Annotated in this window: 21 protein-coding genes; 7 read left to right on the top strand and 14 right to left on the bottom strand. The window is 63.6% G+C overall.

Annotated elements, in window-relative coordinates:
* Positions 1 to 124: 124 nt before the first annotated feature.
* The 4 genes from BGO80_RS16030 to BGO80_RS16015 form a co-directional block, all read right to left on the bottom strand.
* Complete coding sequence (locus BGO80_RS16030) at positions 125 to 538, bottom strand: phage major tail protein, TP901-1 family (RefSeq protein WP_286722256.1); 414 nt, start codon at positions 536 to 538, stop codon at positions 125 to 127.
* 156 nt (positions 539 to 694) lie between these two features.
* Complete coding sequence (locus BGO80_RS16025) at positions 695 to 1087, bottom strand: DUF3168 domain-containing protein (protein WP_286722255.1); 393 nt, start codon at positions 1085 to 1087, stop codon at positions 695 to 697.
* A 3-nt stretch (positions 1088 to 1090) separates the two neighbouring features.
* A complete protein-coding gene (locus tag BGO80_RS16020) occupies positions 1091 to 1435 on the bottom strand; it encodes a phage head closure protein (protein WP_126152221.1) in 345 nt (114 codons plus the stop codon).
* Positions 1432 to 1998, bottom strand: coding sequence for a head-tail connector protein (locus BGO80_RS16015; protein ID WP_286722254.1), 567 nt, complete (start codon positions 1996 to 1998; stop codon positions 1432 to 1434). The genes BGO80_RS16020 and BGO80_RS16015 overlap by 4 nt, the downstream gene beginning before the upstream one ends.
* A gap of 127 nt (positions 1999 to 2125) precedes the next feature.
* Here BGO80_RS16015 and BGO80_RS16010 point away from each other — a divergent pair, with 127 nt between their 5' ends.
* On the top strand, positions 2126 to 3550 hold the full coding sequence (locus BGO80_RS16010) for an alkaline phosphatase (protein WP_286722253.1): 1425 nt from the start codon (positions 2126 to 2128) through the stop codon (positions 3548 to 3550).
* A gap of 63 nt (positions 3551 to 3613) precedes the next feature.
* Here the strand turns inward: BGO80_RS16010 and BGO80_RS16005 are convergent, their stop codons facing one another.
* The 7 genes from BGO80_RS16005 to BGO80_RS15975 all read right to left on the bottom strand — a co-directional run bounded on the left by BGO80_RS16005 (position 3614) and on the right by BGO80_RS15975 (position 8442).
* Positions 3614 to 4834: a phage major capsid protein gene (locus tag BGO80_RS16005; protein WP_286722252.1), complete on the bottom strand. Its 1221-nt coding sequence runs from the start codon at positions 4832 to 4834 to the stop codon at positions 3614 to 3616.
* Positions 4835 to 4846: 12 nt separating this feature from the next.
* Positions 4847 to 5326: an HK97 family phage prohead protease gene (locus BGO80_RS16000; protein ID WP_286722251.1), complete on the bottom strand. Its 480-nt coding sequence runs from the start codon at positions 5324 to 5326 to the stop codon at positions 4847 to 4849.
* Positions 5326 to 5463 (bottom strand): hypothetical protein, encoded by a 138-nt coding sequence (locus BGO80_RS15995; RefSeq protein ID WP_286722250.1) that lies wholly within the window; start codon positions 5461 to 5463, stop codon positions 5326 to 5328. The genes BGO80_RS16000 and BGO80_RS15995 overlap by 1 nt, the downstream gene beginning before the upstream one ends.
* Before the next feature lie 4 nt (positions 5464 to 5467).
* A complete protein-coding gene (locus tag BGO80_RS15990; RefSeq protein ID WP_286722249.1) occupies positions 5468 to 5656 on the bottom strand; it encodes a hypothetical protein in 189 nt (62 codons plus the stop codon).
* A gap of 75 nt (positions 5657 to 5731) precedes the next feature.
* Positions 5732 to 6436 (bottom strand): hypothetical protein, encoded by a 705-nt coding sequence (locus BGO80_RS15985; RefSeq protein WP_126152216.1) that lies wholly within the window; start codon positions 6434 to 6436, stop codon positions 5732 to 5734.
* The gene (locus tag BGO80_RS15980; RefSeq protein WP_126152215.1) at positions 6408 to 6818 is read right to left on the bottom strand and encodes a hypothetical protein; all 411 of its coding nucleotides are present in this window, start codon (positions 6816 to 6818) and stop codon (positions 6408 to 6410) included. Before BGO80_RS15980 ends, BGO80_RS15985 begins: the two co-directional genes overlap by 29 nt.
* Before the next feature lie 457 nt (positions 6819 to 7275).
* A complete protein-coding gene (locus BGO80_RS15975; RefSeq protein WP_286722248.1) occupies positions 7276 to 8442 on the bottom strand; it encodes a phage portal protein in 1167 nt (388 codons plus the stop codon).
* 71 nt (positions 8443 to 8513) lie between these two features.
* On the opposite strand from BGO80_RS15975, the gene BGO80_RS15970 reads away from it, so the two are divergent.
* Both BGO80_RS15970 and BGO80_RS15965 read left to right on the top strand, forming a co-directional pair.
* Positions 8514 to 8810, top strand: coding sequence for a type II toxin-antitoxin system prevent-host-death family antitoxin (locus BGO80_RS15970; protein ID WP_286722247.1), 297 nt, complete (start codon positions 8514 to 8516; stop codon positions 8808 to 8810).
* The gene (locus BGO80_RS15965; RefSeq protein WP_286722246.1) at positions 8811 to 9230 is read left to right on the top strand and encodes a type II toxin-antitoxin system VapC family toxin; all 420 of its coding nucleotides are present in this window, start codon (positions 8811 to 8813) and stop codon (positions 9228 to 9230) included.
* Here the strand turns inward: BGO80_RS15965 and BGO80_RS15960 are convergent.
* Entirely contained in the window at positions 9227 to 10477 is a 1251-nt protein-coding gene (locus BGO80_RS15960) for a DNA-packaging protein (protein ID WP_286722245.1), read from the bottom strand. The two genes, BGO80_RS15965 and BGO80_RS15960, sit on opposite strands and share 4 nt — an antisense overlap.
* A 57-nt stretch (positions 10478 to 10534) precedes the next feature.
* On the opposite strand from BGO80_RS15960, the gene BGO80_RS15955 reads away from it, so the two are divergent.
* Positions 10535 to 10891 (top strand): VanZ family protein, encoded by a 357-nt coding sequence (locus BGO80_RS15955; RefSeq protein ID WP_286722244.1) that lies wholly within the window; start codon positions 10535 to 10537, stop codon positions 10889 to 10891.
* Here the strand turns inward: BGO80_RS15955 and BGO80_RS15950 are convergent.
* Entirely contained in the window at positions 10888 to 11346 is a 459-nt protein-coding gene (locus BGO80_RS15950; protein WP_286722243.1) for a hypothetical protein, read from the bottom strand. The two genes, BGO80_RS15955 and BGO80_RS15950, sit on opposite strands and share 4 nt — an antisense overlap.
* 129 nt (positions 11347 to 11475) lie before the next feature.
* Positions 11476 to 13641, bottom strand: coding sequence for a transglycosylase domain-containing protein (locus BGO80_RS15945; RefSeq protein WP_286722242.1), 2166 nt, complete (start codon positions 13639 to 13641; stop codon positions 11476 to 11478).
* A gap of 133 nt (positions 13642 to 13774) precedes the next feature.
* Between BGO80_RS15945 and BGO80_RS15940 the strand changes: the two genes are divergently transcribed.
* From BGO80_RS15940 to BGO80_RS15930, 3 genes are all read left to right on the top strand, one after another.
* A complete protein-coding gene (locus BGO80_RS15940; protein WP_126152209.1) occupies positions 13775 to 14230 on the top strand; it encodes a YcgN family cysteine cluster protein in 456 nt (151 codons plus the stop codon).
* A 167-nt stretch (positions 14231 to 14397) separates the two neighbouring features.
* Positions 14398 to 15030, top strand: coding sequence for a diguanylate cyclase domain-containing protein (locus BGO80_RS15935; protein ID WP_286722240.1), 633 nt, complete (start codon positions 14398 to 14400; stop codon positions 15028 to 15030).
* A gap of 499 nt (positions 15031 to 15529) precedes the next feature.
* Positions 15530 to 16789 carry an Hsp70 family protein gene (locus tag BGO80_RS15930; RefSeq protein WP_286722239.1) on the top strand — a complete coding sequence of 420 codons (1260 nt, stop codon included), beginning with the start codon at positions 15530 to 15532 and terminating at the stop codon, positions 16787 to 16789.
* Positions 16790 to 17010 lie beyond the last annotated feature (221 nt).

Raw genomic sequence — 17010 nt, 5'->3', positions numbered from 1 at the left:
GCCTATGGCCGATCCACCCTCTCCCCGAGTGGGAGAGGAATGGTGCCCCCCTCCTATTCTTCTCCCTCTCGGGGAGAAGGTGGCCCAAAGGGCCGGATGAGGGGGGCCACGCGCTCGATAGTCGCTAAACCGCCGCGAACGTCACTTCTCCGGCGCTTTCCAGCGCCAGGTCGAACGTCACCTCACCGGCGTGGTCGGCCGAAAATTCCAGCGCCACAATCTGGAACGGCCCCTCGACCACCCCGAAATGCGGCAGGATCAATTGCCAGTTGCGGATGGTGCCGGCGAAAAACAGGCTCCGCACCGCCGCGTCCGAGCCCTGGTCCTTGAACACACCCGAACCGGCCACCGAAGCCCGCTTCACCCCGCCGCCCGCCAGCAGTTCCCGCCAGCGCCCGGCGCTTTCCTGGTCGGTCGTGTCGACGCTGGCCGCGTTGAACGCCAGGCTGCGCGTCCGCAGTCCCGCCACCGTCAGAAAACTCCCCGACCCGGTCTGGTCGAGCTTCAAAAGCATATCCTTGCCACTCTGGGCCGCCATTTTTGTCCCTCCTGGATGCGCAAGCACCCCCACCCGGCCTCCCCCTGAAGCAGGGGGAGGAGCAGGTCGCGCTCACCCTAAAGTCCGTGCAAACTCGATCGGTCCCTCCCCCTGCTTCAGGGGGAGGTTAGGTGGGGGCTTTCATCCCGCAGACGATCACTCACTCAAAAACCGCAGCAACACCGCCGCCCGTGCCAAGCCTGTGGCACCATCGATCACCGTCTCGGTCCGCATATGCTCTGCCAGGGTCACCACCAGCCCGGCAGGCGTCAGCCCGTCCTTGGCCGCCACCACGCGCTCGGCAATCGCCAGTGCCGCCTTGCGGCTCGGCTGCCCCGCCCAGCAATGCAGCAGCACCCGATGTTCCCAGCCCGGGGTCAGGTCACCATCGCGCTGGCGGATATCGTGGCGGTCGATCACCACATAGGGTGCCGGCCGGTCGCGCGGCGGCGCGTCGAACACGCCCGCGGTGCCGACCAGCGCCACCAGCGCCGCGTCGCCCATGAGGGCCGCCACCAACGCCGCCTGCAATTGCACGATCGGATGCATGGCCTACCCCGTCACGCTGGTTTCGCTGCAGGCGCAGCTGACATAAGCGCGCCGCCCATTGATGTCGGACGCGCTGAGCACATCCAGCTGCCGCCCGCGATAGACAATGCGATCGCCCGGCCCCAGATCGCTGCGAAAACGCAGCACCACGGCATGGGAAATCGCCACCGACCGGCCATCGGCATTGGTCCCCTGCCGCCCGGTTAGGCTGCGTACCCGCGCCCACACCGTGCCCAACGGCACATAGACCCGTCCATGCCCGCCCTCGTCCTCGGCCACGCTCTGCCGCTGGCGCAACTGCACCCGGTCGGTCAGAGTGCCGATGGGCGGGATTTTATCCCCGCTCACAGCCGCGCCCTCTTGTAGCGGCTCACCAGCCGGTCAAAGCCCGATGGCACCACCGCGCCGGACCCCGCAACAATCACTGCGTCCCGATGCGCGTGCCAATGTGCCACCAGCCCCAGCAGCGCCTGCCTGAGATCGGCAGGCACATCCTCGGGTTCGGTGCCGAAGCCGGCGACATAGTCGACCTCGATGCCACCCCGTGCCTGCAGCCCCGGCATGCCGGTGATCGCGCGCGGCACGATCAGCCGATCCGGTTCGGCGGAAAACTGCGCCAACCCGATATCGTGGCTGGCGCCATTGTTATCCACGGCCGCGATGGCGGTGATGGCAATCAGCGGCGCCACCGGCAGCTTTACCACCAGCGTTTCCGGCCAGTCGTCGAGCACGATGCGCCAGCTCTGCGCCAACAGCGCCCGGCCGGTGATGCCCTCGATATGCAGGCGCGCCGCGCCGATCAGGGTGGTGATCAGCCCGTCCTCTGCTGCGTCATCAATCTTGAGAAAAGCCTTGGCCTCGGCAAGCGAAACCGGCTCCTCGGCGGGCCCCGCCAGGAGATAGGAAATCATGTTGGTTGTCCTTGTTTAAGCGCGCTTGACGTGACGGAAATGTCAAAAAACTGCAGTCGCCACGTCACAAACGACCGCTAGGTCCCCGATGCGGCCCACAAGGGCTTCCCATCAAAGGACCATCGACATGCGATTTTCCACTTTGTTCGCGGCCCTTCTGGCCAGTTCGGCTTTGGTGCCGGCAGCTCTTGCGCAGGACGCCCCTGCGAAGAATGTCATTCTCTTGATTTCTGACGGCGCCGGCATGCAGACTTGGAACGCCGCCTCCTATTTCGAGTTCGGCGGCCTGGGCAAGCAGGCCTACGACGCCTTCGACGTCAAAGTCTTTGCCGACACCATTCCGCTCAACACGGCCAACGAGCCGACCATGACCGAAGCGGCCGAGGTCACTTTTGATCCGACCGCCCTGTGGTCCGATGCTGCCTCGGATGCGGTGTTCAAGGGCAATCTGGGTGCATATCCGGCCTGGTTCGCCGGCTACGATTATGCGCAGAATTTTTACACCGACAGCGCTGCCGCGGGCACCGCGCTGGCCACAGGTCACAAGACCTATAACAATGCCATCAACTGGTCGAACATGGACCAGAAGCTCACCAATATCGGTGAACTGGCCGTCGAGTCCGGCCGCGCCCTGGGTGTCGTGACCTCGGTGCAGTGGACCCACGCCACCCCTGCCGCTTTCCTCGGCCACAACAAGAGCCGCAACGAATATGCGGCGCTCGCGCAGGAAATCATCGAAGCAGGCCAGGCGACCGTCATCATGGGATCGGGCCATCCCTATTTCGACAATAATGGCAAGGCCATCGAGCCGAGCGAAGACAAGGCCTTCCGCTATGTCGGCGGCAAGGATTTGTGGGAGCGCCTGGTCGCTGGAGACACCCCCTACAAGCTGATCGAAACCAAGGCCGATTTCGAAGCCCTGGCCGCCGGCACTCTCGATCTGGGCGACAAGACTCAGCTCCTGGGCACCGTGCAGAACAGCGCGACGCTGCAGTTCAACCGCTCGGGCGTCACTGCCGGCAACTTCCTCGACACCCAGCCCTCGCTGGTGACCATGGCCGAAGGCGCGCTCAACGTCCTCGCCAAGGATGAAGACGGCTTCTTCCTGATGGTCGAAGGCGGCGCCGTCGATTGGGCCGCCCACGCCAACAATCTGCCCCGCATCATCGAAGAGCAGATGGACTTCAACCACACGGTGAAGGCCGTCGTGGACTGGGTCGAAGCCAATTCCTCCTGGGAAGAGACGCTGGTTATCGTCACCACCGACCATGGCAATGGCCTGCTGCTCGGCCCCGATGCCAAGACCAATGCCTTCAGCCCGGTCGTAAGCCAGGGCGCCGGCGCCCTGCCGCTGGTCAGCTGGAACTCCGACACCCACACCCGTGAACTGGTGCCGGTTTATGCTAAGGGACCGGGATCGGCCTATTTCCTCGAAGTTGGCCAAGCCGACGAGAACCTGGCGAAATACGGCGTTCCTGCCGAAAGCCAGATCTATGTCGACAATACCGACATCTTCCACGCCAGCGCCCGCGCTCTCGGCGTCGCGCAGTAATCTTTGACATGAATGCATGGAAGGGGCGCCGGCGGGCGCCCCTTTTTGCTTGGACGCTGCCAATCAGCTCTCGCCGAACTTCAGCAGCTTGATCGCATCATAGTCGGCAATGCCGCCGCCGACGCGCTTGGTGGTGTAGAACAGCACATAGGGCTTGGCGCTGAACGGGTCGCGCAAGACGCTCACGCCCTGGCGGTCGACGATCAGATAGCCGCGGCGGAAATCGCCGAAGGCCACCGAAAAGCTGTCTTCGTCCATGTTCGGCATGTCTTCGGCTTCCACCAGCGGAAAGCCCATCAACGTGGCATTGCCATCGGCCGCCGTCGCCGGCTGCCAGAGATAATTGCCCTCGCCATCCTTGAGCTTGCGCAGCGCGCCTTGCGTCTTGCGGTTCATCACCCAGCTGGCATTCTGGCGATAGCCGGCCTTGAGCGCATAGACCAGGTCGATCAGCACATCGGCGCCATTGCTGGCGGGCAGCGCCCCATCCACGCCGGTGGCGAGATAGCCGAGCTTCCCCCATTCCCAGCCGCTCTCGGCCACCTTGGCGGCGTTGAGGAAGCCATTGGGCTTGTTGGTGCCATTGCCATTGACGAAGGCCGTGGTTTCCTGCGCTGCGAAGGCTGCATTGACCTCATCGGCAATCCACTGCCCGACATCGACAGCCGCATCGTCCAGAAACGCCGTGGTCGCCGCCGGCATGGCGTAGAGCTCGGCAGTCGGATAGCTCAGCTCCGCCAGGGTCTGGCTGGTGGTGGTCGGGCGGCTCGCCGTTTCGGCCACCCAGCCGGTCTGCGGCCCAGTCACCGTGATCGGCCGCTTATAGACCGAGCCCGACACCTGCCGCACCCCGGCAATGGCACGAATGGGCGAGATGTGGGTCATCAGCCGGGTGATTTCGGTCTCGACCTCGGCCGGCACCACATAGCCGCCATCCGCCGGCACCCCAATCGAGAGCGCCTTTTCCTCGCCGCGCTTCACATAGGCCGAGAAGGCCTCCTTGTATTCGCCGTCGGCGATCTGCCCCTTGCCCTCGATGGCCGGGCGCGCCCGTTCGGCCTTGGCGCGGTCCAGCGCCGCCTTCTGCCCATCGAGCACCGCATTGAGCCGATCCAGCTTGCCCTCGAGCAGCCCATCGGCAGTGCCGCGCTTTTCGATTTCGCCCAGGCGCTGGTCATTGGTGCGCTTGAATTCCTCGAACGCCGTCGAGAAGTCAGCGAACAGCGCGGCAATATCAGTCCCCGCGCTGGCCTTAATCTCAAGGCCGTCGTCAATCCGATCCATGTCGGTATCCTTCTATCGGTTGCGGATAGTTTTCGTGGCTGCGGCAATAGCCGCGCCGGCGGTGAGGGGGGCGGCGATGCGCGCGTCCTCCATCATCGGAAAGGTCACGATGGAAATCTCGTAGAGGTCGATTTCGCTAAGGCGCCGATGACCGGTCCCCGCTTCGCGACTGGCCTTGACCGTGCGAAAGCCGATGGACAGGCCATCCAGCGCCCGGTTTTCGATCAGCCGCCGCAGCGCATCCGAGCGCGGCACACCCGGCACCAGTCGCCCGGTCACGAACAGGCCGTGGCTATCCTCGGCAATGGTCTCCCAAATGCCGACCGGCTCCTTGGGATCATGCTGAAACAACAGCCTTATGCGCCCGCGCCGTTTCGCCAATGACTTTGCAAAGGCGCCCGGCAGCACGATATCGCCGCCGCTATCGAGCCGGTTGAAGACGCTGGCATAGCCGGCGAACCGCCCTTCCGCATCAATGGGAATGGCCGACATCAGCGCTTGGCTCCACCAGTCCGGCTCGGTTTCGGCTTGATCGCCCCAGCCTGCTTGTCGGCCAGCGTTCCCGCCAGGTTCCAGGCAAATTGCCGGAACGTATGCTGCGCATTCTCCCGATTTTGCTTGTCAGCCATCGGCTTAATCCTCCTTGCGGAACAATCGATTCAGCGCGGCAATCTCGCGCACGAAGTCGTTGAAGTGCTGATTGGCCCTGGCCAGCTCCTTGAGGCTCCACACGAGCAGAGCACTCGACCCGCTGGCCCACAAAAACAGCGCCAGATGAGCGAGATCGCCCCGCTCGATGATGGTGGTGGTGAGGTTGTCCATGGACCCTCCGGACACAAAAAAGCCCGCCGGAGGCGGGCTTGGTTGACTGTCAATGTGAGCCGCGTGTGGGCCTGCTTAAGCCCAGTACTGCGCTAGCCGCACCAGGCTCTCCGCTACTGCCGCCGTGCGCTCAAACACCCTATGCGGCCTGTGTCTCAATGCTGCGATCTCCGAGAGCGCATGCGCCACCTCTTCGGTCGAGCCCGGCTTCTCCAATAGCTCAACCAATGTTGGAATGTAATCGTCGTACTCAGACAGCGAAGCTGGGGTGTCCCGTTCGTCGATCAGGTTCAGTTCCGAAACTAGAATCAGCGATACAGCCCGCAGCCGCTGCGCTCGCCTAACGATTGCCTCCGTTCCGGGCAACAGGCGGGCCTCAAAGAAGTCGTCGTGATCAAGAACCAGCCGGACTTCGTCCTCAGTCATTCTTGTGTCCGGATATTCGGGATTTGACCCCATCCTACGGTCCAGCCCAATGGCAACTTGACGCTGTTCAGGGGGAAGTTCTGCGGTCGAAACGATCGTGCACACCTGCCCGTCCTCCACCCTCTGGCCGACGCCGTCACGACCGAACCTGAAGTTCGCCCGATTGAAAATGTTGCGAGCCAACAACGCAGTATCGTCGGCGCTATAGACGAACAAAAGATCCGGCCGCCCATTCTCCCTGAGCCCGAAAATCAAGTCCCCGACCGACACGCCTTTGAGTGCTTGCGTCCTTGACGACATCGTCCCTCCAACATCCGGCACCTTCCTATTCATCCGGTAGGCGATGTGCTTCAAAAAATGCCCTGTGAGATGTCATCAATTTGATTTCCGCACTACTCAGCTTGGTGTCCGGATACTCCGGTTTAGCGGCCCATTTACGATCTAGACCCAACACCGTCTCGTGCATATCAAAAGGTAGTTGGGCAGTAGAGACAATTACACACGAGCCACCATCCGGGGCCCAACTGCTCTTGCCATCGCGCCCGAACCTCGCGCTAGTTTGCGAGGTGACATGTCGTGCAGAAAACCCCTCGTCATCAGCTTCATACACCAAGAGCAGCTTCGGCTGGCCACCTTCCGCTATTCCAAAGATCACGTCGCCCACTTTCACCGCATTGAGGGCCCTCGCTCTTGCTGACATTGGTACCCTTCTTTCGCCAGTTTGAATCGAAGCCACCTAAGGTCTCCGCTATCTCATCGAATGGTAGTCCCTGAAGGCCCAAGAACTTCACTGCGCAGTCAATGCAGTAGCGCTTGCCTGAGATGTGGACAGCGTCGGTTGTACCAAAACTTCCTCCATTTTGGCATCCGCTAGAAAACCCATCACAGCGCGGCCCTGCAACGAGGATGCGCTCAGGCTCTGGTGGACTAACCGTGGTAGAAAAATCACGTATCCACTGGCCACCTTCTGATGTGCCCCTTGGCGCTCGTGGCTGATCCGGTCGGTAGCGTCGCTCGAGCGCTGCAACGAGCACATCCAATTTCAAAGACAATGTCGCCAACCGGATTTCACGGGCTAGCGCCTTCAATTGGTGCCGAGCAATCCGCGCCATGCTTTACGCTCCCAACTCCGCCATTCGAGCGCAGCTCTCTTGGCCTTGGCCGTTCAAATCGCTCCATTGGGGCGATTTTCCTCAAGAGGACGCCCCTAACCCCACCATTTGCCGCTTCTCCTCGTCACTGAGGAAACTCGCATTGCCCACCCGCTCCCATAGCGCTGCACGGTCTTCCGCCAGGGCCTCGACCTTGTCGAAATCGGGCACCACGTCCACGCCCTCAAATGCCGGTCCAAGCCAGCCGCTCAACTCCTGGGCTACCCGCACCACCAGCGGCACCAATGTCTGCCGCCAAAGCGTGCGATTGGCTTCGGCCATGTTGGCATAGGTGTTGTCGCCGGGAATGCCGAGCAGCATGGGCGGCACGCCGAAGGCCAGCGCGATATCGCGCGCCGCAGCATTGCGCGCCTCGATGAAGTCCATGTCGCGCGGGCTCATGGCCAGCGCCTTCCAGTCGAGCCCGCCATCGAGCACCATGGGCCGCCCGGCATTGCCCGAGCCCGAGAACTGCTCTTCCAGCTCCTCCTTGAGCCGGCTGAACTGGTCATCGGTCAGGCTGCCATTGCCCGCCGAATAGACCAGCGCCCCGCTGGGCCGCGCCGCATTGTCGAGCAGCGCCTTGTTCCACTGCGCCGAGGCATTGTGAATATCGAGACTGGTCTGCGCCGCCTCCAGCGGCCCCATGCCGTAGTGATCATCCATGGGATGGAACAGCGCCATGTGCAGCACCGATGGGATCGGCAGCGCCTCCTGGCTCAGCCGCGTGGCCCTGCCCCCGGCTTTGTACTCATAGGCCACCGGCCAGCCATCGCGCCCGGCCACCACGCTCATCCGGTCAGGCCGCAGTACAAACAACGTGCGCACTGCACCATCGACGATCCCGGCCTGCAGATAGGCATTCCCCGCCGTCTGCAGGTAGGCATAGATCGCCTCCAGCAGCTCCGGCCCCGACTGCCGGCCATTGGGCCGGCCCAGCAATTGCGCCAGCGGATGGTCGGCCACCGTCTTGCCATCCACCTGCACCATCAGCGGCACCCGGTTGGCGGTCTCGGCAATCAGCCTGATGCAGCGATAAACCACCGGATTGCGCATGAACCCCTGGTTGACGAGGCTCGCATAACCCCGCCCACTCCACTGCGCCGGCCCCAACTGGCTCAGCGTCAACATGGTCTGCCCGGCAAAAGACTTGGTTTCACCGGGCGTGTTCGATCGCCCGCCGAACAGGCGGTTCAGTAGGTTGGGCATGATATGGACCTTGAAATCTTGCTATTGAACAAGAAAATGTAGTAACGTTGCTACATTCGGAGACATGAGTGATGAACCGACACGTGCCCACACAGACCATGTCGTCGCGCGAATTCAATCAAAACACCGGCCGCGCCAAACAGGCTGCCGATCAGGGCCCTGTGACCATCACCGATCGTGGCAGACCGGCTTACGTGTTCATGCGCTACGAGGACTTCGAGCGCCTGGCACCTGGACGCGAGACCAAACCGTTCCACTCTCTCTATGATGCGCTTTACGACCCCAACGCCACGGGCGATATCGACCTTATGGACCTGATCCCGCCGCGCGCCGAAGAGCGCCTGCGCGATCCCTTCGAGGCCGACTAGTTGGCGCGGTTCCTGCTGGATACCAATGCCGTTTCCGAATTCCGCCGCCGGGACAGCATGGACAGCAATTTCGTGGCCTGGGCCAGGAGCGTGTCCGCCACCGATTTTGCCATCTCGGTCCTGACGCGGTTCGAGCTGGAGGCACGCTTTGCGCGTCTGAACCGCCGCGATCCCGAACAGGCCGCCCGCGTCCGGCACTGGATCGACACCTTCGTCACGCCGACATTCGCCGATGCGACCTTTCCGATCACCGAAGCGATCGCCCTGCGCTGCGCGCCGATGCATGTGCCAGACAAAAGGCCTGTTATCGACTCCCTGATCGCCGCGACGGCTCTTGAACATCGCCTGATCGTGGTCACACGTAACGAGGCGGATTTTTCAGGGCTGGGCGTCGACCTCCTTAACCCCTGGCTCGCCTAAATCCCCCGCACCCGCGGCCTGCCGTCATTCAGCAGCAATTCCGTCAGCGCCCAGACCAGCGCATCCACCCGATCCGGCGAATGGCCTTCGGCCTTGCCGTCGGGCCCGAAGGCGCACAATTCATCTTCTAGCGCCGTCAAACCCGGCATGTGCCAGACCAATCCCCGCCCATAAAGTGCGGCCACCGGCTCGGCGCGCGTCCATTTGCCGAGGCTGGCCCGCACGGGCCGCACCGGCACATTGGGATCGACCTGCGCGATCATCTGCACCACCAGGTCGCCGCCCTGGTTCACCTCGGCCACGATCGCATCGGCCCCATGGGCGTGATAGGCCGCTACCGCCCGCCGCGCCCAGACCAGCGGCAAAGCCGGCTTCAACGTTGCATCTTCCAGCACCACCGCGCCGTCCCCGCTTCGCCCCGCCACGACGATGCCGCAGGCATCCGAACGCGCCGTGCCGGTGACAGGCGGGTCCACGGCCACGACAATCCGGCCATCGACCGGCGCCGGCGGTGCTTTGAACAGGGCCCGCCGCCACAGCGCATCAGGCAAATCCTCGATCAATTCGCCATCCAGTTCCTGCCGCCCCAGCACCGTGCCCTGATAGCGGCTGACCACGGCTTGCAGGAAGCTTTCCGCCAGATGTGTATTCACCTTGCTCGCCGCGCGCGTCACCACCGTCTGCTCGTCGGCCAGAAGCCGCTTCATCAACCGCGTGGCGCGGGGTGTCGTCGTCACCAATTGGCGCGGCCGCTCGCCCAGCCGCAGCCCGAATTGCAGCATGTCCCAGGCCGCCTCCGCCTTGCGCCATTTGGCCGTCTCATCGCTCCAGGCGGCGGCGAATTGCGGGCCGCGAAACCGTTCGGGGTCGGAGGCGGGCAGAATATGCGCCTCCACCCCATTGCCCCAGCGCAGCACAGTGCCGCTCAGCTTTGGCCGGTTCCAGGGCGGGCAGACGCGCAAGACGCCGCTTTCCCCGCGCACCATCACCGCCTCGGCCTCGGTCATGGTCTCGCCAACCAGCGCAATCGGGGTCACACCCGCCTCCGCCAATTGCCGCACCCATTCGGCCCCGGCCCTGGTCTTGCCCGCGCCGCGCCCGCCCAGCAGCAGCCAGGTGGTCCAGTCGCCCGCCGGCGCCAATTGGTGCTCATAGGCCCAGATCGGCCAGTGATAAAACAGCTTGGCCTGCGCCTCGAACGGCAATTGCTCCAGCAATTGCCCAATGGTGGGATCGCGCGCCGTCATCCGCCTACCCCAGCCCCATGGCTGGCCAAGCGCGCCGGCGCGTCGTATGTCGAATGCATGACGCTCAACCCGCTTCGCCTCCTCGCTTGGGGCGCCCTCTTCGCGCTGGCTTTTGCCACGCTCTCGCCCATCGGCCTGCGCCCGCGCCTGCCGCTGCCGGTCGATATCGAGCGCGGCCTGGCATTTCTGGTGGTCGGGCTGCTCTTCGCCCTGGCCTATCCCCGCCGCATCTGGTGGGCGCTGGCCATCGTGCTCGTCGGCGTCTTCGGCTTGGAACTGCTGCAGATGCTGCGTTCCGATCGTCACGGCCGGCTCGACGACGCGTTGGTCAAGGCCGCCGGTGCCATTATCGGTCTGGGGACCGGCTGGCTGATCGCGCAATGGCACCGCCAGCGTCGTCCCCCAACGCCTTAGCCTGTCGTCGTCTTCGCCTTGGTGAGAGCGTTGATCCGCGCCTCGAGCTTGCGCTGCAGATCGCGCATTTCGCCGGTTTCGCCGTCATGCCCGCTGCGCTGCCCCTCGGCCTTTTCGATGCCGATCAGCTTGTCGAGGTCGCGCACCAGATCGGAGAGCACCTTGCTCTCCACCTTCTCGCCACTGGCCATGCCATCCTCCAGGATATCCATCTGACGTTCGAGCAACGCCATGAGCTTTTGAATGAGAATATGCCGGTCCAGCACCATGCTGGCCGCGCGGTCCCATTTGTTCTTGCGGGCGTGATTGTCGAGCTGCGGCCGCCGCAGCCGATGCAGCCGGGCAATGGTGTTACAGGTGAGGTAACCGGCCTCGTAATCCCGCCGCACCGCATCCCAGGCAATGGGCCTGCCATCGCGGTCGAGCTCGTCGGGGGAGACAACGCCTTCGCTCATCCGTCCCCCGCTTCACCCAATTCTTCGACCATGCCTGAACACTAGCACAGCGCCGTGACGCGGGGATTTTGGGGATAGCTTTTTGCCGTTTTCGGCGCCGCAAAACGGCGCGACCGGGCCGAAACGGGGCTAAATGCCGGTTTTGCTCGCTGCTGCCGGCAGGCTGGCCGTGTCGTTCACCGGCTGCGTGCTGGCCAGGGTGGTTTCGAACCGACTGGCCAGGTCGAGCAGCTTGCGCGCCGCCGCTGGCTTGAGGCTGGGCGGGCGCTGCTCGGCCTCTTCCTCGCTCTCGTCCGGATCGGCTTCCGCCACCATGGTCTGTTCGGGCACGAAGTCGACGCCGAATACCGGCGCAATGGCGATATTGGTGTGGGCATAGGCCATGAATTTCTGCCAGGCGATGGTCGGCAACAGCCCGCCTGTCAGATTATTGGTGGTGCGATAGTCGTCATTGCCGAACCAGACCGCCGCCACGTAATTGCCGGTCAGCCCGACGAACCAGGCATCGCGATAGGACGTGGTCGTGCCGGTCTTGCCCAGGGTTGGCACGCCCGGCACCTCGGCGCGACGCCCGGTACCGCTGGTCACCACGGCCCGCATCATCTGGTTCATATAGGCCACGGTCTGCTCGCTCAGCACCCGCTCATGCGGCGCGTCTGCGTCGTTTTCCCACACCAGGTCACCTGACAGCGTCGTCATCCGGGTGATGCCGAAGGCCGGGGTCTTGTAGCCGTGATTGGCGAACACCGCATAGGACGAGGTCATGTCGAGCACCGACACAGAGGCCACGCCCAGCGCCAGCGAACGGGTCACCGGATATTCCTGCCGCAAGCCCATGCGATAGCTCAGCTGGGCAATGGCATCACGCCCGGTCTTGATCGACAGCGTCACCGGCACGGTGTTGATCGAGGCCGCAAAGGCACTGATCAGCGTCGTCTGCCCCTTATAGGAGCGGCCATAGTTCTGCGGACACCAATCCCCGATACAGACCGGCCGGTCGGAAATGGTGTCGCTGGGCTTGAGCCCCAATTGCTCGAACGCCTCGGCATAGACGAAGGGCTTGTAGGACGAGCCGGGCTGGCGGGTCGAGACGATGGCGCGGTTGAACTGGCTCTTGGCATAATCCGTGCCGCCGACCATGGCGCGGATGGCGCCCTTGGTGTCGGTCACCACCATGGCCGCCTGCTCGACTCGATATTGCTCGCCCTGCTCGCGGATCACCGAAGTGATGGCCTCTTCGGCATATTTCTGCAGCGTGGTGTCGATGGTGGTGCGCACCACGAAATTGTTGCCCGGCGCGTTGTTATCCGCGATCAGCCGCTTGGCCTCGTCGAAGGCCCAGTCGAGGAAATAATTGGGTGAGTTGACGTCGGCGGTGCGGTTGATCGGCGCGGCCGGATGACGGCGCGCTGCCGTCACCTGGCCCTCGGTCAGAAAGCCGGCGGCCACCAGATTGGTCAGCACCACATTGGCGCGGCCGCGCGCTGCCGCGAGGTCCACATGCGGCGCCCAGCGGCCCGGCGCCTTGTAGAGCCCGGCCAGCATTGCTGCCTCGGCCAGGGAAATATCCTGCACGCGCTTGCCGAAATAATAGTCGGCAGCCGCCGTCACCCCGAAATTGCCGCCGCCCATATAGGCGCGGTCGAGATAGAGTTTGAGAATCTGGTCCTTGGAATAATTCCACTCCAGCCACACGGCCAGATAAGCTTCCACGATCTTGCGTTCGATGGTGCGCTCGGACGACAGAAACAGTTGCTTGGCCAGCTGCTGGGTCAGCGACGAGCCGCCATGCAGCGAGGAATCGCCGGTGGCATTGGTCATCAGCGCGCGCAGCGTACCGATGACGTCGATGCCGAAATGCTCGTAGAACCGTCGGTCTTCCGTCGCCAGCGTCGCCTTGATCAGGTAGTCGGGCATTTCGTCCAGCGCCACGCTGTCATCCGAGCGGATGCCGCGCCGGCCGATTTCCTCGCCATAGCGATCGAGGAACACCACCGAGTAATCCTCGGCCTTGTTGAAGGCGCCGCGGTCGATGATGTTGAAGGCCGGCAGCGCCAGCGCCGTCATCAGCACCGCGCCGATGGCACCGAAGGTGAAGGCATCGGACAGAATTTCGACGAAGAAGCGTTTTATGCCGGTGACATGAAACCGGCTCATGAAATCCTGGTAGCGCGTATAGGCGCGGCCCAGGGCCTGCCAGAACTCGTACAACGAGGAATCCAGCCAGGCGTCCGCCGCCAGCATGCCGCTGGTCGACTTGCGCTTTTTTTCCCTGGTATAGAACGGATCCTGCACGCTACGCCCCGGGCCCCACTGGCGGGAGAATTGTCCACATCAGGCGGACAATGCAACTTGATCGCTGGAATATGATTGCGCCGGGCCGCCGACAAGCGCAAACCGGCAACAGCATGAACGACTGAAAGTTAAGATGGCCTTCTGGGAAGAAAAAAGCCTGGTGGAAATGTCCGATGCCGAGTGGGAAGCGCTCTGCGACGGCTGTGGTCGCTGCTGCCTCATCAAGCTCGAAGACGAAGATACCGGCACGCTGATTACTTCGGATGTGCGCTGCAAGCTGCTCGACGGCGATGCCTGCACCTGCACCGACTATCCCAACCGGCAGAAACAGGTGCCCGACTGCGTGAAGCTGACACCACAAAATGTTGGCGAAATCCCATGGATTCCAACGACCTGCGCCTATCGGCGACTGGCCGAGGGCAAGGGCCTGGCCTGGTGGCACCCGCTGGTTTCGGGCGATCCGCAGACCGTCATTGATGTCGGTGTCTCGGTCAAGGGCCGCACTTTTCTCGAAACCGAAGTCGAACCCGACGAATGGGAAGATCACGCCGTGGATTGGCCCGAATGGGAACCGCCCGAGCATTTGTAGTTCCGGCGTTTTTCTCGATACGACTCAATACATTGAGTGCTTAATAGTGCAGATGCTGCCGCATCCCGGCGGCGCTGCGCCGCACCCTTATGCGTGGCTCTGCTTACGTTGCCTTAACTATAGTGTGGCCAGATCGCCCGCGAACGACATGGCCCAGGACAGGCTAGATGAATAGAGTGACGATGAGCGGCAGCGATGGCTTCTGGGCCAGGGTGCGGACCGCGCTTGGTGGCGGCAAAATCGCCGAACCCGCTTACGGCCACGCTGAAATCGCCACCACCCCCAATGGCAAGCCCAAGCCCGCCCGCGTCAACGACGAATTGCGCCAGGGCTGGGATCTGGCGGCGCAGCGCAAGGTGTCGCTCTGCGTCATGGCGCTCGAAATCGACCGCTACGCCGAATATGTCGCCGCCTATGGGCGCGACGCTGCCGACGATTGCATCGAGACGCTTTTGGCCACAATTTCGGTCCTGCTCACCCATGACAGTCATCGCTGCATCCGCTCCGGCCGCGCCGGCCTGACCCTGGTGCTGCCCGACATGCCGGTGCTCATGGCCCGCGAACTCGCCCGCAAGATCGCCATCGCCGTCCGCCGCCAGGGCCTCGCCAATCGCGAAAGCCATGCCGGCCACGTTACTCTCGGCATCGGCCTCGCCGTCATCAATCCGCATGGCAAGGTCGACCGCCTGGTGACCACCGCCGCCGAAAAGGCGCTGCGCAAGGCTCAGAAACGCGGCCTCGCCCGCCTCGAAGTCGCCGACCTCCGCACCCACGAAGACGCCACCCGCAAAGCCGCCTGAGGTTTTTCGGCGGGGTGCTGAACCATCCGGGTATCCATTCGGACATCGAGTTTGCTGAACCTGCAGCACCCCCACCTGACCTCCCCCTGAAAAAGGGGGAGGGAGAGCAGGAGCCGAGGGCTCCGTGCCTCCCGATACGCCCAAAGGAAGCGCTGCCCCCTCAATGTGGGACAGAGCTCGTGCGGCGTCTTTGGCAACATCTGACCCGGTACTCGATGCGGCTCCTCCCCCTTCTTCAGGGGGAGGTTGGGTGGGGGTGCTGCAGGTTCAGCAAACGCCCAGGAACGAACGGATTCTTGGATGGTTCAGCCCCCCACCCTCAATCCCTGCCTCAAGGGGGAGGGATTGAGGGTGGGGGGCTGACACTGGTTATCAATGCGCCAGAACTAAACACCCCCCCTCATGCCCCTCCCCCAACCACCTTGCCAAGCCGCCCCCCTCTCTTTATGAGACCCCTCCCTCCCGCGCCTTTGGCGCTTCTCCCCCATGGCGGCTTATCATGACCCTCGCTTGTGGCCTCGACTTCGGCACGTCCAATTCCACGCTCGGCCGCGTCGGTGCCACTGGCCAGCCGCAGCTCGTGCCGCTGGAAGCCGGCCAGGCGACCATTCCGAGCGTCTTGTTCTTCGGCTTCGAGGATGACCAGCTCTATTTCGGGCGCCAGGCGGTGGCCGAATATGTCACCGGCGCCGATGGCCGGCTGATGCGCTCGCTCAAGAGCGTCCTCGGCACCGCTCTTTTCGGCGACACCACCCGCGTCAAGGCACGCCGGCTCGGCTTTGGCGAAATCATCGGCCTCTTTGTCGGCGAGCTGAAGCGCCGCGCCGAGGCCGAACTGGGTGCGGAACTGACCCGCGCCGTAGTCGGTCGCCCGGTGCAGTTCGTAGACGACGATCCCGCCGCCGACCGCCAGGCCCAGTCCCAGCTCGAAGCCGCCGTCAAGGCGCAGGGTTTTGCCGAGATCGCCTTCCAGTTCGAGCCCATCGCCGCCGCGCTCGATTACGAACGCCAGGTCAGCGCCGAACGCCTCGCTCTCATCGTCGACCTTGGCGGCGGCACTTCGGACTTTTCGCTGGTCCGCGTGTCGCCGGAGCGCGCTGGTCGCCCCGACCGCAGCGATGACATCCTGTCCACGGCAGGTGTTCATATCGGCGGCACCGATTTCGACCGCCTGCTCTCCATGGCCCAGGTCATGCCCGAGCTTGGCCTCGGCTCGAAAACCCGCGACGGCAAGCGCCATCTGCCGGTGGCCCCCTATTACGACCTCTCCACCTGGCACCGCATCAACCGCCTCTATGACGCCCAGGCGCTGCGCGATCTGCGTTCGACCATGCGCGAGGCGGTGGAAGCCGAGCGCGTCGAAACCATGATGATGTTGGTCGAGGACCGCCTCGGCCACCGGCTGATCGGCGCCGTGGAAGCCGCCAAGATCGCCCTGTCCGACAGCGCCACGACCGACCTCGCCTTCCCCGTCCGCGCCCGGCAGATTCATACCGAGATCACTGCCGCACAGCTGGGCGAAGCGCTCGAGGCATCGGTGGCCAAGCTCGAAGACACCATTGCCGAAACCATGCGCCGCGCCGGCCTCGGCAGTGAAGCGGTGGACAGTCTCATCCTCACCGGCGGCTCCACCCTGGTGCCTGCCGTCTCGACCCGCCTGCGCGCCCTGTTCCCGGCCGCCGAGGTGATCCGCACCGACGTGTTGGGCAGTGTGGGCCTCGGGCTGGCGCTGGAATCCCGCCGGATTTTCGGCGCCTGAAAACGCCTTAACATCAGCCTAACGATCGACGAAATCGAGCGCATGGCCGCCATGCGCGGCGCTTGCCGCAATTGCCTTCGGCTTGCCCAGATTGTGAACCCAATCTGAACGCATGGTTTGCACAAGGTTCAGTTGAACGGTGCAATTTTATCGAACCTCCGGCGTCGCTATCCCGGGCCGCAAGTCCCAGGGCGCGATGCTTGTGTCTGGAGTTAGGAGAC

The organism is Devosia sp. 63-57, assembly GCF_001899045.1.
Taxonomy (GTDB): Bacteria; Pseudomonadota; Alphaproteobacteria; order Rhizobiales; family Devosiaceae; genus Devosia; species Devosia equisanguinis.
Note: the sequence above shows the minus strand (reverse complement) of the source record. Positions and strands in the feature narration are given on the sequence as shown.